The sequence below is a fragment of the Xenorhabdus sp. PB62.4 genome, assembly GCF_014467285.1.
Lineage (GTDB): Bacteria > Pseudomonadota > Gammaproteobacteria > Enterobacterales > Enterobacteriaceae > Xenorhabdus.
In genome coordinates this window covers 337,092-363,180 of the sequence record NZ_NKHR01000001.1, presented here as the reverse complement: position 1 = coordinate 363,180, position 26,089 = coordinate 337,092, and the positions used below count along the sequence as shown (strand labels likewise).

The window sequence follows — 26,089 nt, the reverse complement described above, 5'->3', positions numbered from 1 at the left end:
TCATTTCGTTGTGTTATCTCTTATAAGATTCCATTTTTTCTCGTAACTCACCTTCTAAAACAAGCGTTTTTTGAGTTTTCAAATCAATACAGACAAACGTCGTTAAGGCATCAGCAATCACTTTATTATCACTCTTGCGTATAATTTCCTGAAAAAATACACCGCTTCTATTACCTAATTCCCGCATGGAAGAGTTTACTTCCAGCTCATCTGTAACCACTGCTGGATGACGATAATTAATATTGATATTTACCACAATAAAACCAATATTCTTATTGTTTAGCCATTCCAAGGTGTCATCTTCAGTCAGCAAATCCCAACGTGCTGCTTCCATAAATTCCAAATAACGTGCGTTGTTTACATGCTGGAAAATATCAATATGGTAGCCCCTGACTTTTATAATCGTGCTCATTGCTATGTTTTCCTTTAAACTCATCCGACCAGACAATACTTAACAATAGCAAAACAATTTAATTACAATAGTGTTTAATGAATTATTCTTGATCAGCATCACAGCCCTCTTGATAAACTTACAATATAAAATTATTAAGGCCTTACAAGAGGGCTTAACACTCAGTAAGTTAATTTACTTCTATTCTTTTCCATAAACATAGGTCCAATCCCTTGAACTTCCTGTAATTGTTCTATTGCCGTAAATGGGCCATATTTTTCACGATATTCAATAATTGCCTGTGCTTTTTTAGTACCAATGCCGTTGAGTTCTTTCGCGAATTGTTCAGCACTTGCCGTATTGATGTTAAGAGTTCCTTTTCCTTGTATTTGCTGGCTTGAACCTGGTTTTCCTTCCTCTTGCGATTCATTGTTCCCAATGGCAGTTTTCTGCTGGCTAACGGGTTGTTTCACTATTTTATCGGTAGATTCATTCACGGTGCTGGCATGAGATAACGGTATGTTGATACACAAAGCCATAACAAGCGAACTGAATAATATCCTTAAATATTTCATATAAATCCCTCCATGTTTTATTGACGCAGGAGAGATTGCCACAACAATATTTCCAGACAATAGGCAAGATTTAAATATGCGAAAGGCCACGAAAGTGGCCTTTTAAAATTGCTATTTTGCAAAAATAGCTGCGAGTAACTTCGCAATTTTATTCGATTTGACCTAGCTTAATATCTGCATCATCACGCAAATTAATTATTAGTGATTCCAGCATGACATTACCTGTTTGATACTGATAAGCTGACATATATTGTTTAATCTGCTCATCTGTAATAGGTCCTGGAATAACTTTATCCAATTGGATAAATACTGCGTTACCAAGCCCATCTTGAGCTAATCCATATTCAGCCTTACCTTCTTTAGGATGAGGCAGAGTGAATGCCACATCGGTAGCCTGATCGTTTTGTGATATGCGTTTTATCACAGTAGGTTCAGCAAACTGGATTCCTGCTGCTTTCAATGCTTGTTCACCTTTACCTTCTTTCAGCGCAGCCAACAATTTTTCACTATCAACCTGAAGTTGTTTCTCTGCTTTTTGGCGTTTCACCAATTCAGCAACTTCAGTTTTAGCTTGATCGAACGGCTGAACAGTTTCAGGTTTCACATCGTCAACACGCACAATAAAGGCTCTGTCACCCTCAACAGAAATGACATCAGAATTAATGCCTGTTGTCCCTTTATCATCCATCAAATTGCCAGAGAAAATAGCCTGAACAACTTGACTGAAGTTAATATCAGCCGGGATATGGTCACGATCAAACCAGTCAGTGGTTACAGCCTGATAACCTGCTGCTTTCTCTGCTGCTGCCAAAGATTCGTTATCATTGGCTGCGGCATCACTTACTTTTCTCTGTAACGCATAAAATGCGTCAACCGCTTTTTCCTGCTTAACGATTTTTTCTATTTCCAGGCGGACATCCTCCAATGATTTAACAACCTGAGGCTTGATATCGTCCAAACGGAAAATCGCATATCCATTAGATAATTTAACGACACCAGAAAGTTGCCCTTTCTGTGTCAAATTGGCTGCTTTAATCTCATTAGGCAGAGAACTCTCTTCCATCCAGCCGAGATCACCTCCCTTTTGGGCAGAAAATTTATCTGTCGATTTTTCGGATGCCAATTGACTGAAATTGGCCCCTTTATTTAATTCATCCAAAACCGATTTAGCATCAGAGTCTGAAGCTAATTGAATAAAACTGTACTTCTTCTGTTCAGACTTAGTGTATTTTGACAGATTGTTTTGATAATATTTTTCAATATCAGCATCAGATACGGTGATATTTTTCAGCTCATCCGCAGCATCCATCTTGATGTAACTGATTTTTACTTTTTCTGGCACAGTGAAATGTTTACTGTTCGCAGTATAGTAGTTTTTCAGCTCTTCATCGGTGACTTTTTGCTGTGCTTCAATTGATTTCAATTCAAGAGTCGCAAAACGTACTGTTCTTTCTTGAAAAAGAAGCGCAATTTCTTCTTTGACTTCTGTCGGCAATGCAATTTCAGAACCTATCAACACCTGCTCTAATTGGCGATTAATCAGCTCTTGACGAACCTGCTCAGCAAAGACATCAGGACTCATATTGGAACGAGCCAGCCAATTCAAATAATCCTGATATTTGTTGTTATCAAACTTGCTGTCAGTTTGAAGAAACGGTAGGTTACGTATCTCCTGTGCGACTTGCTCATCACTTGCTGATAAACCCAGCTTATGCGCGTATTGTTCAATCAAGGTGGCATTTATGAGGCGATCTAATGATTCTCGTCTAAGCTGTTGTACGGCCTGTTCATTACTCAGCAAAGTTGAGAATCCATCTCCTAGCCTCTCTTGCATAGCATTTTTTTCTTGTTGGAATGCTTGCTCCAGTTGAGCACGACTAATACTTTGACCATTCACCTTGGCAGCATAGCTACCATTTTCGCCTGACAGGTAGCCTGTTACCCCTGTCACCAGAAAGGTCAAAATAATTAGAGCCAACACAATTTTAAGCACAGGGCCATTTGCCGCCGTGCGTAGGTTGTCCATCATAAAGACGTAAAACTCCGCTTTAGTGAAAAAGAAACTGTCATATTACGACAATTCAAACGCTAAGAGAAAAAAAGCGCACCAATTGATTGATGCGCTTATATTCTAACCTATCAACATTGCCTAGTCAGTTTAAGTTTACTGCTATGGCAAAGGCGAGGAGCAAGTTTCTCGCTCATTAGCCGTTGACAGCATCTTTCAACCCCTTTCCAGAACGGAAAGCAGGTACTTTTGCTGCTGCAATTTTGATTTCCTTGCCTGTCTGAGGGTTACGTCCCGTGCGAGCTGCGCGCTCACGCACAGTAAACGTACCGAACCCTACCAAAGCGACATCATCACCGTCTTTCAAGGCATCAGATACTGAAGAAATGAATGCATCTACTACACGTCCGGCTGCTGCCTTAGAAATATTCACATCAGCAGCAATTTTGTCGATCAGTTGTGACTTATTCACTCTTATCATCCCCATTTAGTTTTACTAACGTAACAAAAACCGATTTATAACGGATAACACAACAGTCATGCCGTCATATCAATCCTTTCCAGTATTAGCAAGAAATCTTGGAACAGCAAAATATTTAATCAGATAATTAGACTAAACTAACTTAATGACACAAAAAAAAGCTGGCAAGTCTCAATTTACTTGCCAGCCTATATTTTATATACAGTTCTTGAGTTAGTTCACTATTTTTGTACTATTTTAGTGATACAACTTCTGCACCAAATGCGGGTTCCTGCAAAGCGATAGCCAAAACATCTTCTATACGCTTAACAGGATGGATTTCCAAATCTTGGATCACATTCTGTGGGATTTCTTCCAGATCTCGTTTATTTTCATCTGGAATTATGACAGTTTTAACTCCCCCACGATGTGCTGCCAGTAATTTCTCTTTCAAACCACCAATTGGCAGAACTAAACCGCGTAAAGTAATTTCACCCGTCATCGCCACAGCAGCACGAACAGGATTACCTGTCAGGCAAGAAACTAATGCTGTGCACATGGCAATACCCGCACTCGGGCCATCTTTTGGCGTCGCACCTTCAGGTACGTGGACGTGAATATCGCGTTTTTCATGGAAATCAGAACTGATGCCCAGCTTATCTGCACGAGCCCGAACCACTGTCAATGCTGCCTGAATGGATTCCTGCATCACTTCACCTAATGAACCGGTATAGGTCAATTTACCTTTACCTGGCACACTGGCTGTTTCAACCGTCAGCAGATCACCACCGACTTCTGTCCATGCAAGACCTGTTACCTGACCAACACGGTTTTCTGTATCAGCACGGCCATAATCAACACGCTGCACGCCCAGATAATCTTTCAAGTTACCTGCATTGATTTCAATGTGCTTAAGCTTCTTATCCATCAATAATGCTTTAACGGCCTTACGACACAATTTAGAGATTTCACGCTCCAGACTACGAACGCCAGCCTCACGGGTGTAATAACGGATAATACTGAGGATTGCACCATCATCAATGGTTAACTCGCCTTTTTTCAAGGCATTGCGCTCGGTCTGTTTTGGCAGAAGATGGCGCTTGGCAATGTTCAGTTTTTCGTCTTCTGTATAACCGGACAGACGAATGACTTCCATACGATCCAACAATGGGGCAGGAATATTCATGGAGTTAGACGTTGCCACAAACATAACATCAGACAGATCATAATCCACTTCAAGGTAATGATCGTTAAACGTTACATTCTGCTCAGGATCAAGCACTTCCAACAAGGCTGCCGCCGGATCACCACGCACATCAGATGACATTTTGTCGATCTCATCCAACAAGAACAGCGGGTTTTTCACTCCAATTTTGGACATTTTCTGAATTAATTTGCCCGGCATGGAGCCAATATAGGTGCGGCGATGCCCACGGATCTCTGCTTCATCATGCACGCCACCCAACGCCATACGCACATATTTGCGTCCGATTGCCCGTGCAATGGAACGACCTAACGAAGTTTTACCAACACCTGGAGGCCCGACCAAACAAAGTATTGGCCCCCTGATCTTGCTGACACGGCTTTGTACGGCGAGATATTCAAGAATACGCTCTTTGACGCGCTCAAGACCATAATGGTCTGTATCCAGTACTTCCTGAGCTTTCACTAAATCTTTTTTGACCTTGCTGCGTGCAACCCAAGGAACTTGCACCATCCAGTCAATATAACTACGTATAACCGTTGCTTCTGCCGACATTGGAGACATAATTTTTAATTTCTGCAATTCAGCTTCTGCTTTTTCGCGCGCCTCTTTTGGCATTTTTGCATCTTCGATCTTGCGCTTTAGCGTCTCATATTCATCAGGTGCATCGTCCATCTCACCTAATTCTTTCTGAATCGCTTTCATTTGCTCATTCAGGTAGTACTCGCGCTGGCTTTTTTCCATCTGTTTTTTAACGCGATTGCGGATACGCTTTTCTACCTGTAGAAGATCGATTTCTGATTCCATCATTGCGATCAGATACTCAATGCGCTCAACAACATCAGACATTTCTAAAACAGCCTGCTTGTCATTGATTTTCAAAGGCATATGCGCAGCGATGGTATCTGCTAATTTTGCTGCATCTTCAATACTGTGCAACGATGTCAATACTTCTGGCGGGATCTTTTTATTCAGTTTGACATAGCCTTCAAACTGATTGATAGCGGTTCTTACCAGAACTTCTTGTTCACGTTCATCAACGTCAGGGGATTCAAGATATTCAACTTTCGCATAAAAATACTCGCTATTATCCGTCAGTGTAGTAATGCGAGCACGCTGCAAGCCTTCAACCAGAACTTTTACTGTGCCGTCTGGCAATTTTAACATCTGTAAAATAGAAGCCACTGTACCTACGGAGAAAAGATCATTGACTCCCGGCTCATCAGTAGATGCTTCTTTTTGCGCGACCAACATGACCTGTTTGTCATGATCCATTGCTGCTTCCAGGCAATGAATCGACTTCTCACGCCCAACAAACAGAGGGATCACCATATGTGGGTAAACCACTACATCGCGCAAAGGCAATACAGGGATTTCTATGCGTTCGGAACGCTCAGGATTCATAGAGCTCTCTCTTCATTTATACCCTTCACTTTCAAGCTGCCTCTTTGCTAGCTGCGTTCACTTACCCCGGTCACACAATTCGTTATGCTATCTGGGATTCATTTACCTGCCACCACGGTGCAACTCAAAATCTATTGGGTACAGCTTTCGCCAGTTTTTAGGAATCTCGTGAAACACGGTTTTCACGAGTTTCACTTCAAAGAATACAAAATATATGGGGACAAGAATCTGACATTCAATAGCCTATATCTGCAAAAAACAAAATGAGGGAAAATCCCTCATTTTTGTTTTTTCAATGCGTATTGATAATCGGCATTCCCTACCCTATTTTCTTCACTCACCAGAAACTTGGGCATCCGGCTTGCTATATATCAATAATGGGACGGATTTCTCTTCAACAACCGTTTCATCAACGACCACTTTCTCTACGTGTTCCATTGATGGCAGGTCATACATTGTATCCAGCAAAACATTTTCAACAATTGAACGAAGACCACGAGCACCCGTTTTACGCGCCATTGCCTTTTTCGCGATGGCAGTCAGAGCTTCTTTTCTGAACTCCAGCTCAACACCTTCCAGATTAAACAGAGCCTGATACTGTTTAGTCAGCGCATTTTTTGGCTCTTGCAGGATCTGAATCAGTGCTTCTTCATTGAGTTCAGTCAGTGTCGCCACAACCGGCAAACGACCAATGAATTCAGGTATTAAACCAAACTTGATCAAATCTTCCGGCTGAACCTGAGACAGCAATTCACCTTCTGTTGCTTTCTCCGATTCACCTCTAACTGTAGCACTAAAACCAATACCTGAACTGACATTCAAACGCTGGCTGACAACTTTGTCCAAACCTGCAAACGCACCACCGCAGATAAACAAGATCTTGGAAGTATCAACCTGCAAAAATTCTTGTTGTGGATGCTTACGACCACCTTGAGGCGGAACTGCTGCGACAGTACCTTCTATCAGTTTCAATAAGGCCTGCTGAACCCCTTCTCCTGATACGTCACGAGTAATTGAAGGATTGTCAGATTTACGAGAAATCTTATCTATTTCATCAATATAAACGATACCACGTTGTGCTTTCTGCACATCGTAGTCACATTTTTGCAGAAGTTTCTGGATAATATTTTCTACGTCTTCCCCGACATAACCTGCTTCAGTCAAGGTCGTGGCGTCAGCCATAGTAAATGGTACATCCAAATAGCGGGCAAGTGTCTCAGCCAGCAGAGTTTTACCGCTACCTGTCGGGCCAATCAGCAAAATATTACTTTTGCCTAATTCCACACCATTATTGTTATCCCCATTACGCAGTCTCTTGTAATGGTTATACACAGCCACTGCTAACACTTTTTTCGCCGCTTCCTGACCAATGACATAGTCATCCAGATGTTGACGAATTTCATGAGGAGTAGGCAATGTGCTACGCTCACGATGTGGTACCAGCTCTTTAATTTCTTCGCGAATGATATCATTACATAAATCGACACATTCATCGCAGATATACACTGACGGGCCGGCGATTAATTTCCGGACTTCATGTTGGCTTTTTCCGCAGAAAGAGCAATACAGCAGCTTTCCTGAACCGTCTTTGCGCTTATCTGTCATCAGTCAACCTCACTTTATGAGCTGTTATCCCAGTTTATCTGGCATAACAGAAAAAACGCTGTCATTACTCCGCCTAGTTTAACGTCAACATAAAGAAGCGCCCAGAAAAGACTAGCATCGGAGTAATAAAGTAATTGTCAATAAATTAGTTGCGCTGGGTGAATATATTATCAACCAGCCCGTATTCTACGGCTTCTGCGGCTGATAAGAAACGGTCACGTTCTGTGTCCTCAGCGATCTTATCAAGGGGTTGCCCTGTATGTTTTGCCATTAATTCATTCATACGGGCTTTAACCTTGAGTATTTCCTGTGCATGGATCTCAATATCAGTTGCCTGCCCCTGGAAACCACCTAATGGCTGGTGAATCATAACCCTGGAATTTGGCAGACAGAAACGCTTGCCTTTTGCTCCAGCAGTCAACAAAAATGCCCCCATTGAGCAGGCCTGCCCCATACAAATAGTACTCACATCTGGCTTGATAAATTGCATCGTGTCGTAAATTGACATACCAGCAGTAATAACCCCACCCGGCGAGTTGATATATAAATGAATATCTTTTTCTGGGTTTTCTGCTTCCAAGAATAACATTTGGGCGGCAACCAGGTTCGCCATATGATCTTCAACTGGCCCTGTCAGAAAAATAATACGGTCTTTTAATAAGCGGGAGTAAATATCAAATGCACGCTCCCCACGTGCTGTTTGTTCAACCACCATCGGCACCAAAGACATGTTAGGTGCATATTGATCTTGCTTGCCACTGTATGACATTTCCGTCTCCTAATAGAACTCACGCTGGTGCCATTCATAACTGATTCTACTTGAGATAAGCAATGATGACCATGATCCAAAGTTAACTAACAAGGGGCTTTTCCCCTCTAAAAAGTAGTAAGCTCTTACATAATAGTAAGAAAGGATATGAGGTTAAATCTGTTTTTTTCAAGAACAATAAAAAAACCCGCAAGCAGAGCCTGCGGGTTTACTTCATTGAGAGTGAGATTTCATCATCTCAGGCAATCAATAAATGAAACTTATGCCAGTTGGTTTTGGTTCATAAGATCATTGAAGCCAGTTTCTTTTTCAGAAACTTTAGCTTTACTCAGAACAAGTTCAACAGCCTGCTCTTCCAGAGCAATGTTGCGAATGTTGTTCATCATTTCTTTGTTTTTGCTGTAGTATTCAACAACTTCTTTTGGATCTTCGTAAGCAGCAGCCATCTCTTCGATCAGTGCATTTACACGCTCTTCCTCGACTTTCAGCTCATTGCTGCTGATAACTTCACCTAACAGCAAGCCAACAACAACGCGACGTTTTGCCTGCTCTTCGAACAGTTCACGTGGCAGTTCCAGAGCTTGTGTTTCATTGCCGCCAAAACGCTGAGCTGCCTGACGACGAAGTACATCGATTTCCCCATCAACAACTGCCGCTGGAACGTCAATTTCGTTAGCCTTAACCAGACCATCAAGAACCTGAGTTTTGATGCGGTTACGAACAGCATTTTTCAGTTCACGTTCCATGTTCTTACGAACTTCAGTACGCAGACCTTCAACAGTACCATCCGCGATACCAAAACGCTTGATGAACTCTTCAGTCAGTTCTGGCAGTTCACGCTGTTCAACTTTCTTCAAGTTGATCGCAAACTTCGCAGCTTTACCTTTCAGGTTTTCTGCATGGTAATCTTCTGGGAAAGTTACATCGATGGTAAATTCTTCACCTGCTTTGTGACCAACGATACCATCTTCAAAACCAGGGATCATACGACCCTGACCCATTGCCAGAACGAAATCGGCTGATTTACCACCTTCGAACTCTTCACCATCAATAGAACCATTGAAATCAACAGTTACGCGATCTTCCGCAGTGGCTGCTTCATCAATTTCTTTCCAGTTTGCCTGCTGCTTACGCAGGGTATCCAGCATGGTGTCAACATCTGTGTCTTTAACTTCAACGACAGGTTTTTCAACTTCAATTTCTTCCAGACCTTTCAGTTCGATTTCTGGATAAACTTCAAACTCAACTGCATAAGTGAAGTCTTCTCCTTTTTTGAACTGTTCTGGTTTGTAGCTTGGAGCGCCCGCTGGATTGATTTTCTGCTCAATGATCGCATTGATGAAATTACTTTGCATCAGATCACCCAGAACATCCTGAAGAACAGAAGCGCCATAACGCTGCTCAACGATCTTCATTGGCACTTTGCCTTTACGGAAGCCATCAATACGGACTTTCTTTGCTACATTAACCAGTTCACTGCTAACTGCTTTTTCGATATCGGCAGCAGGAACGGTGATTGACACACGACGCCCAAGGCCTTGAGTGGTTTCAACAGAAACTTGCATCTTGTTACCTCAAAAAAATCATAGTGCTCGGTCAACTTCAGAATGACTGCAATGCTTAAAAAGCGGATTGCATCACTCTTTAAGAACCGGGGCGGTCGCATTTAAAAACCGAGAATCCCTGTGATCAGAAGCGTCCCGAAACCATTCTAAAAATTTAGACGCAGCATTATAGCGACGCAGACAGTATGAGTCGAGAATTGCAGACAAAAGCATGCATGATTCGTTGACTTATGTGATAAACGTTACTCAATGACTCCATCACGATATTGTTTATGCAATATTTATATAAACAAAAATACAGCCCGAAGGCTGTTATCTAAAATTAAATCCAGATTAATAAAATAAAACCAGACAGGTTATTGGATTATCCAGAAAAATCATAAGCTTGATGTCGTTGCACTTCCTCCACGACACGCAGGGGAAAGCAACACTGTATCTCCCAATTCTGCCCATTCCTTTTCCGTATAAGTATGAAGTGCCAAAGCATGTACGCCTTCTTCCAGTTCTTTAACCAAAATACTATATACTGAGCGGTGGCGACTGAGCATTCTTTGTTCAACAAATTCATTGCTTACCACAATAACTTTAAAATGGCTTTCAGAACCTGCTGGCACATTGTGACGATAACTTTCATCGATCACTTCCAGATGAGAAGGCTTAAATGCCGCCCGTAACTTTATTTCTATTTCCTGACGAACCATCTCATTCTCCTTAATCACCAAAGGTTATTTATCAACCACATCATTGATTCTAGTTTATTTCCCATAATTTATAACATCGGGGATAACCAAATCTCTTTAACAGAATTGCCTTGCGGTATTTCTCCCTGAGTTTCAATCATCAGGGATATGCCGTCACCTATGGCAATGCTATGATTACGGCTGTTTATACTACTGTATTAATATGTCGGATACTCGAATCTTGAATTGAGAAAACCTAAATGCTAAAGAAAATATTTATTTCATTGATTACGCTTTTCTTTTTAACTGGTTTATCTGGCTGTGCAGACTCAGGTAATACACTGGCTATTCAGCCCAAAATTACCCTGCCACAAGCAGATCCAACAATGAAAGCGATTACAATCAGTATTAGTGGGGTCGACCATCGTCAATCTCAAGCCCTGACCCAAATTAATCGCGATGCACGATTAGTCACGTTAGTTCCTTCCCGCGACTTACGCTTTTTACTTCAAGAAGCACTGGAAAAGCAAATGGTTGCTCGTGGCTATATGATTGGCTCTCCCTCTAATGCCAATTTGCAAGTCATTGTAAATCAGCTCTATGCCAACGTAAAAGAAGGCAGCCTGCGTCATGATATTTCAACAAAAGCAGAGATCTCCATTGTTGTTTATGCACAGGACGGTAGTAAACAGATTAAAAACTATCGTACTAGCTACAATGTCCAAGGGCCATTGAGTGCAACAAACGCAAAAATTGCTGACGCTGTAAATACTGTCTTATCTGATGTGATCGCAGATATGGCTCAGGACTCCTCAGTCAGCACCTTCATTAAACAAAACGTTCGCTAACCGGATAACAAATAAACTTTCTGCCTGATTTTGGAAAATCAGATAATATGCAGAAAGTTTTTGGGAGGCTCATGACTAACCATAGTTATTTAAACCTATCTGTATTACACAAATATTTGACCCTTCTATTACTGGGCTTTGCCTCAGGTTTGCCTCTTGCACTCACAGCAGGAACATTACAAGCATGGATGACTGTCGAAAATATCGATATACGAACTATCGGTTTTTTCACTTTGGTTGGTCAAGCCTATGTTTTTAAATTTATCTGGGCACCCGCAACGGATCGGTATTCCCCTTCATTTTTAGGACGTCGACGGGGATGGATGCTCATTACTCAACTTTTATTGGTTGTCAGCATTGCTGCGATGGGATTTCTTCAGCCATCCCAGCATTTATGGTGGCTCGCTGCATTAGCTGTTACTGTTGCATTTTTTTCAGCTTCCCAAGACATTATTTTTGACGCCTACAAAACAGACTTACTAAAACAGGAAGAACGAGGTTCAGGAGCCGCTGTTTCTGTACTGGGGTATAGGCTGGCCATGTTGGTATCCGGTGGACTCGCTTTATTGATGACTGTCTATATCGGTTGGCAAAGTATGTATTGGATTATGGCAGGTCTGATGCTGATTGGTGTTTGTGCTACTCTGATAGCCAAAGAACCAGAAATCAGTCATGCACCACCAAAAACATTACATCAGGCAGTATTCGAACCCTTGTCTGATTTTTTCAGCCGGAATAATGCCTGGCTTATCCTGCTATTGATTGTGCTGTATAAACTGGCTGATGCTTTCGCTCTTTCACTTAGTACTACCTTCCTTATTCGTGGTGTTGGTTTCAATGCTGCTGAAGTTGGCATGATCAATAAAACGCTCGGACTTGCTGCTACCATTGTCGGCGCATTGTACGGCGGCTATTTGATGCATAAATTGAGCTTGTTCCGTGCCTTGATGATATTTGGCATTCTGCAAACCATTTCAAACTTTGGATATTGGATACTTGCTGTGACTCCTAAAGACATCTATGCCATGGGGGCTGCTATTTTTGTGGAGAATATCTGCGGTGGTATGGGAACAGCGGCATTTGTCGCACTATTGATGACACTGTGCAATAAATCATTTTCAGCAACACAATTCGCTTTGCTTTCTGCATTATCAGCGGTTGGTCGGGTTTATGTTGGCCCTGTAGCGGGGTGGTTCGCGGAAGCACACGGCTGGTCAATGTTTTACCTGTTCTCTGTTGTGATCGGATTACCAGGGCTTGTACTGTTGTTCATCTGCCGTAAGACGTTAATTTACACTCAGGAAAATGACGGTTTTATTTCCCGGACATTATTTGGCAATCATTACCGATTGGCTTTTATTGCCATGATATGTGCTGCCCTTCTCTTTGTCGTTTGGCTAATATTAAGCATTCTAATATTCCTTGTTAGTCATATAGTCATTTATTTACCTTTAGATTTTCAGGCCCATCTCCTAAATATTAATCATATCAGTGACGTGATATCGCCTATGTTGTCATGGGGCGTGGCTATTGGGGCTTTTGGTCTGGTTCTGGGGGGAATTCTGGATTATTTGGCTTTGAGAAGAACTCACCTCACTTAGGGTGTTCCTCCAGTAAATACACGCTGACAAATCTTCGTTAGTAAACGCTATTACACCAACCTCTTACAACAGAAGGCTAACTAAGTTCAGTCTTCTGTTGCTTTTTTTAGTGACAAACGTCACAAGTAAAATAAAAAACCACCATTATGTGACTCAAAACATCTTTTTCATGACGAAATTATTTATATTCGAACTAACAAATATTATCATTTGAACGTATTTTATTTCGAATAGTCCGAAATATCTTTAACCACCTTAAAGCATTTAAAGGGAATTTATGAAAAGACATATTTTGACACTCTCCGCAGTTGCTACTGCCTTGGTTTCTGCTTCAGCTTGTGCGGAATACCAGTGGGGGTTTGCTAATGTCAGCATGAACTACCTTGACTGGAACAAACACACCACACAAAAAACCGGACAAACCTCGCATAAAGATGATTTTGCTTATCTGGAACTAGAAGGTGGAGCAGGCTTTAACTGGGGCGAACTCTATGGTTTCGCTGATTTAGAAAACCCATTTAACAGTAAAACTGCCCAGCCAGGTGATAACCAACGCTATACCTTCAAAACAACAGGGCGCTTCTATTTGGGGGATACCGGTTTCAACCTTTATGGTCACGTCTATGGAACCTATTCATTACCAGGCAAAGCGAATGGTGGAAACTTCCATGAAGTCAACACACTTTACGGATTGGGCTACAACGCTAATCTTGCAGGGCTTTGGTTCAAGCCTTTCGTCGCACTGCACTATGTTGATCAAACTTTCTACTCAGGAAACAACGGTTATGTTGTAGGCTGGGTTGCCGGGTACGATTTCAACCTTTGGGAACAAAAATTCAGCGTTACAAACTGGAATGAAATTGAACTGAACCGCAATCAGCGCTACGGCAACGGTGGACGCGAAGGCGTGAATGGCGCTATCGCATTGTGGTGGACTCCGCATCCTTCTTTTACAACTGGCATTCAATACCGTTATGCAGATAACAAATTGGGAGAAGATTTCTTGCAGGATGGTATTGTTTATAGTGTAAAATATAACTTCTAGCAATTAATTTAACCCGTGAGCAGCCTCTGGCTGCTCATTGAGTTAAATAAATAGCAGTTATCTCATTATTTAGAAAGCGTATTTTAGGTATTTCTTCTTTGATTCCTGTCAATTTTTTCTTTTAAAAAATAGATAGTTAATCTAAAATAACTTCCTATTTTGATTTCTTGGTTAAGATAACGGTCCGAAGTTAACTTTTTGTTAAATCTCCCACTACATGTGATCCCTCTAACATAAAAAGCCTACAAGCTAACCTGCTTCTATTACAATTGTTTACACTCCGGTAACCATACCGTAGAATGCCCCCACTGATGAAACGACAATAAAGCTTTTGTTATCTGGGGTCGCTCAATGAGACTTATGAAATACAAAAAAACTATTGGGTTATCGTCACTACTCGCAGCCACTTTAATGCTAAGTGGTTGCGATATGGTATTGATGAATCCCAAAGGGGCGATCGGCGCCGAGCAAAAAACGCTGATACTGACAGCGTTTGGCCTGATGCTGATCGTTGTTATTCCCGCTATCGTAATGGCAATTATTTTTGCTCTACGTTACCGTGAAGCCAACAAATCTGCAACTTATCGTCCAAACTGGGCACACTCAAATAAAATTGAGCTTGTCGTCTGGACAGTGCCTATCTTGATTATCATCACCTTGGCAACGATTACATGGAAAACAACCCATGAACTCGATCCATATAAACCATTGGACAGTGATGTAAAACCGGTGACGATCGAAGTTATTTCCCTTGACTGGAAGTGGCTGTTCATCTATCCGGAACAAGGTATTGCAACCGTAAACGAAATTGTATTCCCTAAAGATGTTCCAATTAACTTCAAAATCACCTCTGACTCTGTGATGAACTCTTTCTTCATTCCACAGTTAGGTGGTCAGATTTATGCAATGGCAGGTATGCAGACAAAACTGCACTTAATTGCTAATGAATCAGGTAAATACGATGGATTCTCAGCAAGTTACAGTGGTCATGGCTTCTCAGGCATGAAATTTACTGCAACAGCAACTGATGATCGTGCAGGTTTTGAAGAGTGGGTGCAGAAAGTTAAAGCATCACCTAAAACCCTGGATACCGTGCAAGCATTCAATGAGTTGGCTAAACAAAGCCAAAACAATCCAGTTGAATACTTCTCAAGCGTGAAACCAAAACTGTTCCAAGAAACCATTGCTAAGTTCATGGGTGACATGGGTCATGGTGGTATGCCTGGCATGGCAAATCATGGCAAAACAGAACATGGTGAAGCTGCGGGTCATAATATGAATATGAGTCAGCCGGCTCATTCAGGTGTTGAGGAATAAAGGCATGTGGGGAAAATTAACACTGGATGCGATCCCATTACATGAACCCATTATTGTGGTGACATTGTTGGGGATCCTGCTTGGGGGACTGGCTGTTGCTGGTTCCCTGACTTATTTCCGTAAATGGAAATGGCTCTGGAGTGAATGGTTAACCAGCGTTGACCATAAGAAAATTGGTGTCATGTATATCGTCGTTGCTATGGTAATGATGGTTCGTGGCTTCGCTGATGCTATCATGATGCGTGGACAGCAAGCCCTCGCTTCCGCTGGTGAAGCAGGTTTCCTGCCCCCGCACCATTATGATCAGATCTTTACCGCTCACGGCGTTATCATGATTTTCTTCATGGCGATGCCTTTTGTTGTCGGTCTGATGAACATCGTGGTTCCTCTGCAAATCGGGGCACGCGACGTTGCATTCCCATTCCTGAACTCTTTGAGCTTCTGGTTATTTGTTGTCGGTGTCGCACTGATCAACATCTCCCTGGGGGTAGGTGAGTTTGCACAAACAGGTTGGCTGGCATATCCACCGCTATCGGGTCTGGAATATAACTCGGGAGTTGGGGTCGATTACTGGATATGGAGTCTTCAGCTCTCCGGTGTGGGTACATTGCTGACAGGTGTTAACTTCTTCGTGACCATCCTGCGCATGCGCGCACCAGGTATGTCCATGATGAAACTCCCTGTATTTACATGGGCTTCACTGTGTACCAACGTACTGATCATCGCTGCGTTCCCAATCCTGACAGTAACTATTGCACTGTTAACTCTGGATCGTTATCTGGGCACCCATTTCTTTACCAACGATATGGGCGGCAACATGATGATGTACATCAACCTGATTTGGGCTTGGGGTCATCCTGAAGTTTACATTCTGGTTCTGCCTGTCTTTGGTATCTTCTCAGAAGTCACTGCAACCTTCTCGAAAAAACGCCTGTTTGGTTATACCTCACTGGTGTGGGCGACAATCGTTATTACCATCCTGTCGTTCATTGTATGGCTGCACCACTTCTTTACCATGGGTTCCGGCGCGAACGTTAACGCCTTCTTTGGTATCGCCACGATGATTATCTCCATCCCGACCGGGGTTAAGATCTTCAACTGGCTGTTCACCATGTACCGTGGTCGTATTGAATTCAAAACCCCAATGCTGTGGACTGTTGGCTTCCTGGTCACCTTCTCCATTGGTGGTATGACCGGCGTTCTGCTGGCCGTACCAGGCGCGAACTTCGTTCTGCACAACAGTCTGTTCCTGATTGCTCACTTCCATAACGTTATCATCGGCGGTGTAGTATTCGGCTGCTTCGCAGGTACAACTTACTGGTTCCCGAAAGCATTTGGTTTCACTCTGAATGAAAAATGGGGTGTCCGTGCATTCTGGTTCTGGATCACGGGTTTCTTTGTTGCCTTTATGCCGCTGTATGCACTGGGCTTCATGGGTATGACTCGTCGTCTGAGCCAAGACATTAACCCGGAATTCCATCCTCTGCTGGTTGTTGCCGCTGGTGGTGTTGTCCTGATTGCTCTGGGTATTCTGTGTCAGGTTATCCAGTTCTACGTCAGTATCCGTGATCGCAACCAAAACCTCGACCTGACCGGTGATCCATGGGGTGGCCGTACTCTGGAATGGTCAACTTCATCTCCACCACCGTTCTATAACTTTGCTGAAGTTCCACACATCCAAACTCGTGATGCCTGGTGGGATATGAAAGAAAAAGGCACTGAATATAAGCGTCCTGCTAAATATGAAGAAATTCATATGCCTAGAAATACAGGCGCTGGCGTGATTATCAGTGCATTCTGTCTGGTCTTCGGCTTCGCGATGATCTGGCATATCTGGTGGATGGCTATTGCAAGTTTCGCTGGCATTATCATCAGTTGCATCGTGAAAAGCTTTGATGAAGACGTTGATTATTATGTTCCTGTAGCTGAAGTCGAGAAAGTTGAAAGTCAGCGTTACGAAGAACTGAGAAAGGCAGGTGTGAAATAATGTCGACTCAAACCCTTAATAACACAGCCGCCCATGACGCTCATGGGCACCACGATACAGGAGCCAACAAAGTATTTGGTTTCTGGATCTACCTGATGAGTGACTTGATTCTGTTTGCAAGTCTGTTCGCTACCTATGCAGTGCTGGTTAACGGCACTGCGGATGGCCCAACAGGTAAACAGATTTTTGAACTGCCATTTGTGCTGGTTGAAACCTTCCTGCTGTTGTTCAGTAGTATCACCTATGGTTTCGCCATGCTGAGCATGAACAAAGGTAAAGTTGGTCAGGTTAACCTGTGGCTATTTGTTACCTTCCTGTTTGGCCTTGGCTTCGTTTCAATGGAAGTGTATGAGTTCCATAAACTGATCACAGAAGGCTTTGGCCCTGATAAAAGTGCATTCCTGTCTGCTTTCTTTGCACTGGTTTCTACTCACGGTCTACACGTCACCTTTGGTCTGGTTTGGATCATTATCCTGATGATTCAGGTTTCACGCCGTGGCCTGACTGACGTCAATCGTATGCGTCTGAACTGCCTGAGTTTGTTCTGGCACTTCCTCGACGTCGTCTGGATCTGTGTATTTACTGTCGTTTATCTGATGGGAGCTATGTAATGAGTCATCCAAATACTTCTCATTCCGGCGCCAGCCACGGTAGTTTCAAAACCTATATGATTGGCTTTGTTCTGTCAGTCATACTGACCGTGATCCCATTCTGGATGGTGATGGATGGTACTGCTTCACACAGCACAATCCTGATAACAGTAGTCGCTATGGCGGTTATTCAGATCTTTGTTCATTTCATCTGTTTCCTGCATATGAATACATCGTCTGAAGAGCGTTGGAATCTAGTTGCTTTAATATTCACATTCCTGGTCATCGCTATTGTTGTTGTTGGCTCTCTGTGGATTATGTACAACCTGAACATCAATATGATGGTTGATTAAGGGTTGATTTGAATGATTAAGCAATACCTGCAAGTGACCAAACCAGGAATTATTTTCGGGAATCTAATTTCTGCGATTGGTGGTTTTCTACTCGCTTCCAAGGGCGTAATAGATTACCCCTTGTTCTTTGCAACGATGGTCGGGGTATCGCTGGTGGTAGCATCAGGTTGTGTATTCAACAACTATATCGACCGCGATATCGACCGTATCATGGAAAGAACAAAAGAGAGGGTCCTTGTGAAAGGGCTTATCGATCCGAAAATCAGCCTGATTTACGCCTCAGTGCTAGGTATTGCTGGCATGGTGCTACTCTATGTAGCAGCCAATGCCTTAGCAATGCAGTTAGCTTTCATCGGGTTTGTCGTTTATGTTGGGGTTTATAGCCTCTACATGAAAAGAAAATCTGTTTATGGCACGCTGGTTGGTAGCTTATCAGGCGCAGCACCGCCCGTGATTGGTTATTGTGCAGTAGCGGGACATTTTGATACAGGCGCGTTGATTTTATTGTTGATCTTCAGCTTGTGGCAAATGCCCCACTCTTATGCCATTGCTATTTTTCGGTTCAAGGATTATCAAGCGGCCAACATCCCAGTGTTGCCAGTGATTAAAGGTATTGCTGTCGCGAAAAACCACATCACTCTGTATATTCTGGGCTTTATGGTTGCTACTCTGATGCTAACTATTAGTGGCTATGCGGGTTATAAGTATCTCGTCGTAGCTGCTGCAGTGAGTATCTGGTGGCTAGGTATGGCATTGTCAGGTTATAAAACCTCCAATGACCGTATTTGGGCCCGTAAGTTATTCCTGTTTTCTATTGTCGCTATCATGTCATTAAGCGTCATGATGTCTGTAGATTCATCAGCATCTCCAGAAAGCCTACTAACTTACGTCCGGTAATATCAAAGATGACAGGGCAAGCCCTGTCATCTTTCCCTTTCCTTTATCTCTTTACTCAATGACGAATTATTTGGCTGCAAACATATTTTTTCAGTTTGCCCCCATCGAATTAAGTCAAATGTCATATCAGATTTTTTGAGGTATCCATGAACGATAATAAAATGACTCCGCTTGAATGTCGGGCGACATGGGGTTTAGGTTCCGTTTTCTCTCTGCGCATGTTAGGTATGTTCATGGTTCTCCCCGTTCTGACGACCTATGGCTTAGAACTACATGATTCGACAGAGGCACTTATTGGAATTGCTATTGGTATCTACGGATTAACACAAGCAATATTCCAAATCCCATTTGGGTTACTTTCAGACAAAATTGGCAGAAAGCCCTTAATCATCGGCGGACTACTTATTTTTGTATTAGGCAGTATTATTGCAGCACTTAGTGACTCTATCTGGGGTATTATCATTGGGCGAGCCTTACAAGGCACAGGGGCAATATCCGCTGCAATCATGGCATTGCTTTCTGACCTGACCCGCGAACAGAACCGAACAAAAGCCATGGCATTTATCGGCATTAGCTTTGGCATTACATTTGCTTTCGCTATTGTTGTCGGCCCTATTATTACCCATCACATCGGCTTAAATGGTCTGTTTTGGGCAATCGCAGTCCTTGCCAGTTGTGGAATTTTAATCACACTATTCGCTGTTCCAAATACACATAAACATGTTTTGAATCGTGAATCTGGGTTTGCCCGGGGTAGCTTTAAACGCGTACTCTCTGATCCTCAACTACTAAAACTCAATTTTGGTATTCTCAGCCTACATACTTTACTGATGTCGAGTTTTGTTGCCCTGCCCCTTATCATGGAAAAAGTGGGTTTTCCCCCGCAACAACACTGGAAAGTGTATTTAATTACCACACTTATTTCTTTCGTTGCCGTTCTGCCTTTCATTATTTACGCAGAAACCAAGCGTCGCATGAAACAAGTATTTTTACTTTGCATCGGTATGCTATTCATTGCAGAAGTCGTTTTATGGTCGCAAGGCGCACATCTTTGGAGGATCTTTGCCGGCATTCAAATCTTCTTTCTGGCATTTAATATCATGGAAGCTATTTTGCCTTCACTTATCAGCAAAGAAGCCCCTGCGGGCTACAAAGGCACGGCTATGGGGGTCTACTCTACCAGCCAGTTCCTTGGTGTTGCTTTAGGCGGAAGTCTTGGTGGAATGCTTTATGAGCTACAAGGTGCATCATTAGTATTTATGGGTGGGATAGCGCTGACTACACTCTGGTTTATTATCAGCCTCACATTACGGCAACCTCCGTATGTCAGTAGCATCAGACTTATTCTGCCTGAACAATTGCCCACCCCGGATAACCTGGAGAAAAAGATATTGGCGCAGGCTGGCGTAAAAGATATCGTTATCGTAGCAGAAGAGCTGAGTGCCTACGTCAAAGTCGATACCAAACTGACCAACCGTGCACAATTAGAGCAGATTGTATCGTCCCATGAATAATTTGCTGGTTAGTGATTAAATCAGCTCAGGATCAGAGAGAGGGTTGAATAGCCCTCTCCCATTAGACAAATTCACAATTTCTTGCTGTGTTTCAAAAAATCAGCCTTAAAAATTGCGTTAATTCGCCCCAAAAACCATCTATAGCGGAAATTAATCGCGGAAATTTGTAAACTGGAAAGGCTGTCCTAACTCTGCACCACGAACCAATGCAATGACACTTTGCAGATCATCACGTGCTTTTCCTGTTACCCGCACTTGTTCACCCTGAATCTGGGCTTGTACTTTCAGCTTACTGTCTTTAATCAGCTTCACAATTTTCTTCGCCAACGGTGTATCGATACCTTGCAGCAGCGTAGCTTCCACACTGTATGTTTTACCGCTGTGAACCATATTTTCAGGAATATTAAGCACAGAACCATCAATTCCGCGTTTCGCAAATTTTTCACGCAGAATATCGACCAATTGGTTCACCTGAAAATCAGATTCGCTAGCAATTTTAACTGTTTCGTTCTTTTCGTTTAATTCAAAGCTCGCGTTGACGTTGCGGAAATCCCAGCGATTGGTTAACTCTCTTTGTGCGTTTTCTACTGCGTTACGCACTTCCTGCATATCAACTTCTGAAACAATATCAAATGATGGCATTACCCGTCACCTCCTACTAATCAACAAATCGGCATGATAACCGCTTTCCATTATTGGCAAAAGATCTATACTCGGGAGGCTTAGCGATCTTTGGAAGTTTTACCCTGTTTTGAGGTCAGTTAGCGTTAAATTAAAAATCGAGGTTCCCTATGCAAGTGTCCCTCAAGGAAGAAATATGAAAATAACAATTCTCGGCTGTGGTGCTATAGGTAAACTCTGGCTTGCCGCCTTATCTAAACAGAATCTCAGTGTTCAGGGATGGTTAAGGGTTCCACAACCTTTTGTTTCCGTGCATATCGAAAATTTCAATGGTCAGGTTTTTAATCAACAACTTCCGGCTAATGACGAAAAGCATCTCGCTGAAAGCAAATTACTTCTGGTCTGTTTAAAAGCGTGGCAGGTTTCTGACGCGCTTAATAACCTTGTAGATAAACTTTCTCCCCATTGCCCAATTTTGTTACTACACAATGGAATGGGAACCTTGGAAGAATTTCTGCCTCTCCCCAATCCGATTTTACTTGGCGTGACCACTCATGGTGCCTATCAGAAAAATGGCATTGTTTATCACAAATCACAAGGTATTACCCACATTGGCTCAGTGACTGCCAATGCTAATGAACTCAGTAAATTGGCTGATGTCTTGCACTGTGCACTCCCTGATGTGGCATGGCATAATAAAATACACGCCATTAGTTGGATGAAACTTGCCGTCAATTGTGTCATTAATCCACTCACAGTAATACATGATTGCAAAAATGGTGAATTACAACATCACGTTACACATATTCAATTATTGTGTGATGAAATTCACCGGGTCATGGAACATGATGGTATCCATACAACTAAACAGACACTTGTTGATTACGTCATGAATGTGATTGAGCAGACATCCGAAAATTATTCATCCATGCTGCAAGATATACGTGCACAACGACATACAGAAATAGACTACATTACCGGTTTCTTATTGCGCCGGGCACGTATACACGGCCTGCCTGTCACAGAAAATACGGCTGTTTATCATTATATTAAACGCAAGGAGGGAGAATATGAGCGCCTCAGCCCTTATTTGCCTGGCTCATGGCAGTGAAGAGATAGAAGCAGTCACAACAATTGATTTACTTGTTCGAGCTGGAATCGATGTTACTGTGGCCAGCACCGAAACAGACGGTACCCTCATACTAACCTGTTCACGTAGTGTCAAAATCGTTGCAGATGTTCCTTTAGTTGATGTCGTGGACGAAGATTTCGATGCCGTTGTCCTGCCCGGAGGATTAAAAGGTGCAGAATGTTTTCGGGACAGTTTACTGGTAGTGGAAAAGATTCGAATAGCACAAAGCCAAGGGAAAATCATTGCGGCAATCTGTGCATCTCCCGCTATTGTGTTGGAATATCATCAACTTTTCCCCATCGGAAACATGACCGGCTATCCCGATATGCAGGATAAAATTGCACCAGAAAAATGGATTGATAAGCGGGTTTATTTTGATGAAAGGGTTAATTTGCTGACCAGCCAAGGGCCTGCCACCGCTTTTGACTTTGCCTTAAAGCTGATCGAGTTATTAAAAGGGAAAGAGAAGGCGGCAGAAGTTGCCGCTCAACTCGTGTTACCGCCCGGTATTAATAATTATCAGTAATTATCTCATGGCATAGGCTGCTTAAGGGTATGTTCCATAAGCAGCCCCAATGTCTCGATCTCAGATCTAAGGACGATACACCTTCACGTTTTCGAAACCTTGTTCACGCAGGTAAAGTGCCTGTAAACGGCTCATCACGCCACGTTCACAATAGAGCAAATAGGTTTTTTCCTTCGGCAAATCGCCAAACTGGGTACTCAGTTTATAAAAAGGTAATGACTGAATTTCAATATCATTCATGCTTAACGGGCGATCATCCTGCTCATCTGGAGAGCGGATATCCAGCAACACATCATTGGAGGAAAATTCCGTCACCATTTCCACTTCCACAACCTGCTCGCTGGTTTGCTCTGCAATCTGGCGGATATCCAGATTCTGAGCTTCACTCACTGCCCTCTCCAAGACCTCGAAATCAAAATTGTTTTCTTCTGCTTCAATTTTAGCTTTAACTGCTTTCACGGTTGGGCTTTTTGAAATCACACCACAAAATTCTGGCATGGTACGGGCGAAATCTTCTGTACCAATCTCACGAGCCAATTTAATAATGTGCTCTTTATCATGCGAAATCAGAGGACGAAGGATCAACGTATCTGAAGCATTATCAATCAACCTTAAATTAGTTAAAGTCTGGCTGGAAACCTGCCCTAATGCCTCCCCCGTGACTATCGCCTGTACACCGTAGCGCTCAGCAATTTTCGAGGCCGCCCTGACCATCATTCTTTTCAGAACAACACCCATTTGCCCGTCTTCAACCTTTTCCAGAATTTCTGCGACAACAGGCTCAAAATCGACAGCAACAAAACGGACTTTATGAGAACTCCCAAAGCGGTTCCACAAATAATGAGCAACCTGCTTCACGCCAATTTCATGGGCAGAGCCGCCAAGATTAAAGAAACAGTAATGCACACGGCAGCCACGACGCATCAACATATAACTGGAAACGCCGGAATCAAACCCTCCAGAAATGAGTGACAGCACATCTTCCTGTGTACCGATAGGGAAGCCGCCGATGCCTTCATGACGGGCTTTAACCAGAATCAATTTGTCCTGATCAATTTCCAAATTGACGGTCACATCGGGATGAGTCAACTTAACTTTGGCGGATTCAATATGCTGGTTCAAACCACCACCAACATAGCGTTCTACTTCATTGGATGTAAAATTGTGTTTGCCGCGACGCTTGGCACGAACACAAAACGTTTTACCGGGCAACAAATGGCCATATGTTTCGTAAGCTTGTTCAAAGATATGATGCAGATCACGAAAATCTCTCTCTTCTACTTGCAGGATATGATGAATGCCCGGAATACGTGTTAGTGCGTCACAAATTTCTGCACCGAGATTATCATTTTTAACCCGAACTTCGATATTATCCCAATGACGAACAACAGCAATGCCTTCACCAAATGTTTTCAGCACATTACGGATATTGCTGGCAAGAATTTTAATAAAGCGTAAACGGACAGTTTGGCTCTTGATCGTGATTTCTGGGAATAATTTAATGATAAACTTCATAGTAAGATATAGTAGTCATTCAATGTGGAACTATCACAAACAATGTCCATGATTGTTCTTAAGTGTTCAGTTGGATAGGGTGCAGAGTATAACATCATCTCGCTATATCGACTGTAAAAAAAACAGCGGTAACACATGATTTATTTCTCTTGGTATAGTAGGGTACTCTGCAATTCTGTAACGAACTTGCTTTGCTGTAATTCGTTAAATAACCATACGTTAAGTCATTATGTCTAAAGCAAATCAAACATCAGAAACCGAACAAACACCAGTATTTGAAAGCTCGTTGAAAGAGCTGGAAGAAATTGTTATTCGGCTGGAATCCGGGGAACTCCCATTAGAAGATGCGTTGAATGAATTTGAACGCGGAATTCAACTTGCAAGACAGGGGCAGAAAACCCTCCAGCAGGCGGAGCAACGAGTGCAAATTTTATTGAATCATGATGCACAATCGCCACTTGATGAATTTTCGTCCGATGCTGAGTAAATTTATGTCTGAACAATACGAGACTTCTTTTGCAGAACACTCTTTTGAGGAAAAATTGCGTGCTTGTCAGCAACATGTCAATGACAAGCTGATGGCGACATTTTCTTCATTACCCTTTTTAAACAGCCCGTTAGGCACAGCAATGCAACATGGGGCAGTATTGGGTGGAAAACGGCTACGCCCATTTTTAGTTTACAGTGTGGGCGAAATGTTCGGTCTTCCCAAAAAGAGTCTTGATGCCGCTGCCCTCGCATTAGAATGTATCCATGCTTATTCATTGATCCATGATGATTTACCCGCCATGGATAATGACGATTTACGCCGTGGTCAGCCCACCTGCCATATCAAATTTGGTGAAAGTCAGGCCATTCTGGCGGGAGATGCTTTACAGTCACTGGCCTTTGAAATTTTGGCAAAACAAGATATGCCGGATGTTGCCTTATCCGACCGCCTTGCCATGATCGCTGAACTGGCAAGTGCCAGTGGCTTTGCCGGGATGTGTGGTGGACAATCATTAGATTTAGAAGCAGAAGGTAAACAGATCGACCTTGCCTCGCTGGAGCAGATCCACCGACATAAAACAGGCGCATTGATACGCTCAGCCGCCCGAATAGGGGCTTATAGTGCAGGGCAACGTGGTCATGATGTATTGCCTTTGTTGGATCAATATGCCCAAGCCATTGGCCTCGCATTTCAGGTACATGATGATATTTTGGATATCATTGGCAATACTGAAATTATCGGCAAGCGTCAAGGCAACGACCAACAACTCGGCAAAAGCACCTATCCTGCCTTATTGGGTCTGGAACAAGCCCAGAAAAAAGCCCGGGATCTGTATGAAGAAGCGATCGCCGCACTCACAGAGCTGGAAAAGCAGTCATATAACACCACAACCTTAAAAGAACTGGCTGGTTTTATCATTGAGAGAAACAGCTAAAAAACAGGCCATATTAATCACCAATTAATATGGTCATTAGTTATATAAAAACCCAATA

At 42.7% G+C, this 26,089-nt stretch carries 24 protein-coding genes; 13 read left to right on the top strand and 11 right to left on the bottom strand.

Annotated features, from left to right (window positions below):
- Positions 1–13 precede the first annotated feature (13 nt).
- The 9 genes from Xenpb_RS01550 to bolA form a co-directional block, all read right to left on the bottom strand.
- Entirely contained in the window at positions 14–412 is a 399-nt protein-coding gene (locus Xenpb_RS01550; protein WP_187652774.1) for a thioesterase family protein, read from the bottom strand.
- 161 nt (positions 413–573) lie between these two features.
- Positions 574–1,008: a ComEA family DNA-binding protein gene (locus tag Xenpb_RS01545; RefSeq protein ID WP_368666789.1), complete on the bottom strand. Its 435-nt coding sequence runs from the start codon at positions 1,006–1,008 to the stop codon at positions 574–576.
- A 106-nt stretch (positions 1,009–1,114) separates the two neighbouring features.
- Entirely contained in the window at positions 1,115–2,995 is a 1,881-nt protein-coding gene (gene ppiD, locus Xenpb_RS01540) for a peptidylprolyl isomerase (protein ID WP_187652773.1), read from the bottom strand.
- A gap of 175 nt (positions 2,996–3,170) precedes the next feature.
- Entirely contained in the window at positions 3,171–3,455 is a 285-nt protein-coding gene (gene hupB, locus Xenpb_RS01535; protein ID WP_222942832.1) for a nucleoid-associated protein HU-beta, read from the bottom strand.
- Positions 3,456–3,687: 232 nt separating this feature from the next.
- Positions 3,688–6,042 carry an endopeptidase La gene (gene lon / locus Xenpb_RS01530; RefSeq protein WP_187652772.1) on the bottom strand — a complete coding sequence of 785 codons (2,355 nt, stop codon included), beginning with the start codon at positions 6,040–6,042 and terminating at the stop codon, positions 3,688–3,690.
- Positions 6,043–6,375: 333 nt separating this feature from the next.
- A complete protein-coding gene (gene clpX / locus Xenpb_RS01525; protein WP_187652771.1) occupies positions 6,376–7,647 on the bottom strand; it encodes an ATP-dependent protease ATP-binding subunit ClpX in 1,272 nt (423 codons plus the stop codon).
- Positions 7,648–7,792: 145 nt separating this feature from the next.
- On the bottom strand, positions 7,793–8,416 hold the full coding sequence (gene clpP / locus Xenpb_RS01520) for an ATP-dependent Clp endopeptidase proteolytic subunit ClpP (protein ID WP_187652770.1): 624 nt from the start codon (positions 8,414–8,416) through the stop codon (positions 7,793–7,795).
- Between the two features lie 260 nt (positions 8,417–8,676).
- The gene (gene tig / locus Xenpb_RS01515) at positions 8,677–9,981 is read right to left on the bottom strand and encodes a trigger factor (protein ID WP_187652769.1); all 1,305 of its coding nucleotides are present in this window, start codon (positions 9,979–9,981) and stop codon (positions 8,677–8,679) included.
- A 377-nt stretch (positions 9,982–10,358) separates the two neighbouring features.
- Entirely contained in the window at positions 10,359–10,682 is a 324-nt protein-coding gene (bolA, locus tag Xenpb_RS01510) for a transcriptional regulator BolA (protein ID WP_187652768.1), read from the bottom strand.
- A gap of 239 nt (positions 10,683–10,921) precedes the next feature.
- On the opposite strand from bolA, the gene Xenpb_RS01505 reads away from it, so the two are divergent.
- From Xenpb_RS01505 to Xenpb_RS01465, 9 genes are all read left to right on the top strand, one after another.
- Positions 10,922–11,509, top strand: coding sequence for a lipoprotein (locus tag Xenpb_RS01505; RefSeq protein ID WP_187652767.1), 588 nt, complete (start codon positions 10,922–10,924; stop codon positions 11,507–11,509).
- A 71-nt stretch (positions 11,510–11,580) separates the two neighbouring features.
- Positions 11,581–13,110: a muropeptide MFS transporter AmpG gene (ampG, locus tag Xenpb_RS01500; protein WP_187652766.1), complete on the top strand. Its 1,530-nt coding sequence runs from the start codon at positions 11,581–11,583 to the stop codon at positions 13,108–13,110.
- A 277-nt stretch (positions 13,111–13,387) separates the two neighbouring features.
- Positions 13,388–14,155, top strand: a complete 768-nt coding sequence (locus Xenpb_RS01495; RefSeq protein ID WP_187652765.1) for an outer membrane protein OmpK — start codon at positions 13,388–13,390, stop codon at positions 14,153–14,155.
- A 351-nt stretch (positions 14,156–14,506) separates the two neighbouring features.
- Positions 14,507–15,472: a cytochrome o ubiquinol oxidase subunit II gene (gene cyoA, locus Xenpb_RS01490; protein ID WP_187652764.1), complete on the top strand. Its 966-nt coding sequence runs from the start codon at positions 14,507–14,509 to the stop codon at positions 15,470–15,472.
- A 4-nt stretch (positions 15,473–15,476) separates the two neighbouring features.
- Positions 15,477–17,459 carry a cytochrome o ubiquinol oxidase subunit I gene (cyoB, locus tag Xenpb_RS01485; protein ID WP_187652763.1) on the top strand — a complete coding sequence of 661 codons (1,983 nt, stop codon included), beginning with the start codon at positions 15,477–15,479 and terminating at the stop codon, positions 17,457–17,459.
- Positions 17,459–18,070, top strand: a complete 612-nt coding sequence (locus Xenpb_RS01480; RefSeq protein ID WP_047962153.1) for a cytochrome o ubiquinol oxidase subunit III — start codon at positions 17,459–17,461, stop codon at positions 18,068–18,070. Before cyoB ends, Xenpb_RS01480 begins: the two co-directional genes overlap by 1 nt.
- Complete coding sequence (locus Xenpb_RS01475; protein ID WP_187652762.1) at positions 18,070–18,402, top strand: cytochrome o ubiquinol oxidase subunit IV; 333 nt, start codon at positions 18,070–18,072, stop codon at positions 18,400–18,402. The genes Xenpb_RS01480 and Xenpb_RS01475 overlap by 1 nt, the downstream gene beginning before the upstream one ends.
- Before the next feature lie 12 nt (positions 18,403–18,414).
- A complete protein-coding gene (gene cyoE, locus Xenpb_RS01470) occupies positions 18,415–19,299 on the top strand; it encodes a heme o synthase (protein ID WP_187652761.1) in 885 nt (294 codons plus the stop codon).
- Positions 19,300–19,445: 146 nt separating this feature from the next.
- Positions 19,446–20,813, top strand: coding sequence for an MFS transporter (locus Xenpb_RS01465; RefSeq protein ID WP_187652760.1), 1,368 nt, complete (start codon positions 19,446–19,448; stop codon positions 20,811–20,813).
- 150 nt (positions 20,814–20,963) lie between these two features.
- On the opposite strand, the gene Xenpb_RS01460 is transcribed toward Xenpb_RS01465, so the two are convergent.
- Positions 20,964–21,455 (bottom strand): YajQ family cyclic di-GMP-binding protein, encoded by a 492-nt coding sequence (locus Xenpb_RS01460; RefSeq protein ID WP_187652759.1) that lies wholly within the window; start codon positions 21,453–21,455, stop codon positions 20,964–20,966.
- Between the two features lie 175 nt (positions 21,456–21,630).
- Between Xenpb_RS01460 and panE the strand changes: the two genes are divergently transcribed.
- The gene (panE, locus tag Xenpb_RS01455) at positions 21,631–22,545 is read left to right on the top strand and encodes a 2-dehydropantoate 2-reductase (protein WP_187652758.1); all 915 of its coding nucleotides are present in this window, start codon (positions 21,631–21,633) and stop codon (positions 22,543–22,545) included.
- Complete coding sequence (yajL, locus tag Xenpb_RS01450; protein ID WP_187652757.1) at positions 22,505–23,092, top strand: protein deglycase YajL; 588 nt, start codon at positions 22,505–22,507, stop codon at positions 23,090–23,092. Before panE ends, yajL begins: the two co-directional genes overlap by 41 nt.
- Positions 23,093–23,158: 66 nt before the next feature.
- On the opposite strand, the gene thiI is transcribed toward yajL, so the two are convergent.
- The gene (gene thiI, locus Xenpb_RS01445) at positions 23,159–24,607 is read right to left on the bottom strand and encodes a tRNA uracil 4-sulfurtransferase ThiI (protein ID WP_187652756.1); all 1,449 of its coding nucleotides are present in this window, start codon (positions 24,605–24,607) and stop codon (positions 23,159–23,161) included.
- A gap of 229 nt (positions 24,608–24,836) precedes the next feature.
- Between thiI and xseB the strand changes: the two genes are divergently transcribed.
- Both xseB and ispA read left to right on the top strand, forming a co-directional pair.
- Positions 24,837–25,094: an exodeoxyribonuclease VII small subunit gene (gene xseB, locus Xenpb_RS01440; protein ID WP_047962145.1), complete on the top strand. Its 258-nt coding sequence runs from the start codon at positions 24,837–24,839 to the stop codon at positions 25,092–25,094.
- 4 nt (positions 25,095–25,098) lie between these two features.
- Entirely contained in the window at positions 25,099–26,031 is a 933-nt protein-coding gene (gene ispA, locus Xenpb_RS01435; RefSeq protein ID WP_187652755.1) for a (2E,6E)-farnesyl diphosphate synthase, read from the top strand.
- The last annotated feature ends 58 nt before the right edge of the window (positions 26,032–26,089 follow it).

Coding starts and splice junctions, on each gene's coding strand:
- hupB (WP_222942832.1), bottom strand. CDS start 3,455: ATGATAAGAGTGAATAAGTCACAACTGATCGACAAAATTGCTGCTGAT.
- panE (WP_187652758.1), top strand. CDS start 21,631: ATGAAAATAACAATTCTCGGCTGTGGTGCTATAGGTAAACTCTGGCTT.
- cyoB (WP_187652763.1), top strand. CDS start 15,477: ATGTGGGGAAAATTAACACTGGATGCGATCCCATTACATGAACCCATT.
- cyoE (WP_187652761.1), top strand. CDS start 18,415: ATGATTAAGCAATACCTGCAAGTGACCAAACCAGGAATTATTTTCGGG.
- Xenpb_RS01480 (WP_047962153.1), top strand. CDS start 17,459: ATGTCGACTCAAACCCTTAATAACACAGCCGCCCATGACGCTCATGGG.
- yajL (WP_187652757.1), top strand. CDS start 22,505: ATGAGCGCCTCAGCCCTTATTTGCCTGGCTCATGGCAGTGAAGAGATA.
- Xenpb_RS01465 (WP_187652760.1), top strand. CDS start 19,446: ATGAACGATAATAAAATGACTCCGCTTGAATGTCGGGCGACATGGGGT.
- ispA (WP_187652755.1), top strand. CDS start 25,099: ATGTCTGAACAATACGAGACTTCTTTTGCAGAACACTCTTTTGAGGAA.
- bolA (WP_187652768.1), bottom strand. CDS start 10,682: ATGGTTCGTCAGGAAATAGAAATAAAGTTACGGGCGGCATTTAAGCCT.
- Xenpb_RS01475 (WP_187652762.1), top strand. CDS start 18,070: ATGAGTCATCCAAATACTTCTCATTCCGGCGCCAGCCACGGTAGTTTC.
- ampG (WP_187652766.1), top strand. CDS start 11,581: ATGACTAACCATAGTTATTTAAACCTATCTGTATTACACAAATATTTG.
- Xenpb_RS01505 (WP_187652767.1), top strand. CDS start 10,922: ATGCTAAAGAAAATATTTATTTCATTGATTACGCTTTTCTTTTTAACT.
- Xenpb_RS01495 (WP_187652765.1), top strand. CDS start 13,388: ATGAAAAGACATATTTTGACACTCTCCGCAGTTGCTACTGCCTTGGTT.
- lon (WP_187652772.1), bottom strand. CDS start 6,042: ATGAATCCTGAGCGTTCCGAACGCATAGAAATCCCTGTATTGCCTTTG.
- ppiD (WP_187652773.1), bottom strand. CDS start 2,995: ATGATGGACAACCTACGCACGGCGGCAAATGGCCCTGTGCTTAAAATT.
- Xenpb_RS01460 (WP_187652759.1), bottom strand. CDS start 21,455: ATGCCATCATTTGATATTGTTTCAGAAGTTGATATGCAGGAAGTGCGT.
- Xenpb_RS01550 (WP_187652774.1), bottom strand. CDS start 412: ATGAGCACGATTATAAAAGTCAGGGGCTACCATATTGATATTTTCCAG.
- clpX (WP_187652771.1), bottom strand. CDS start 7,647: ATGACAGATAAGCGCAAAGACGGTTCAGGAAAGCTGCTGTATTGCTCT.
- thiI (WP_187652756.1), bottom strand. CDS start 24,607: ATGAAGTTTATCATTAAATTATTCCCAGAAATCACGATCAAGAGCCAA.
- tig (WP_187652769.1), bottom strand. CDS start 9,981: ATGCAAGTTTCTGTTGAAACCACTCAAGGCCTTGGGCGTCGTGTGTCA.
- clpP (WP_187652770.1), bottom strand. CDS start 8,416: ATGTCATACAGTGGCAAGCAAGATCAATATGCACCTAACATGTCTTTG.
- xseB (WP_047962145.1), top strand. CDS start 24,837: ATGTCTAAAGCAAATCAAACATCAGAAACCGAACAAACACCAGTATTT.
- cyoA (WP_187652764.1), top strand. CDS start 14,507: ATGAGACTTATGAAATACAAAAAAACTATTGGGTTATCGTCACTACTC.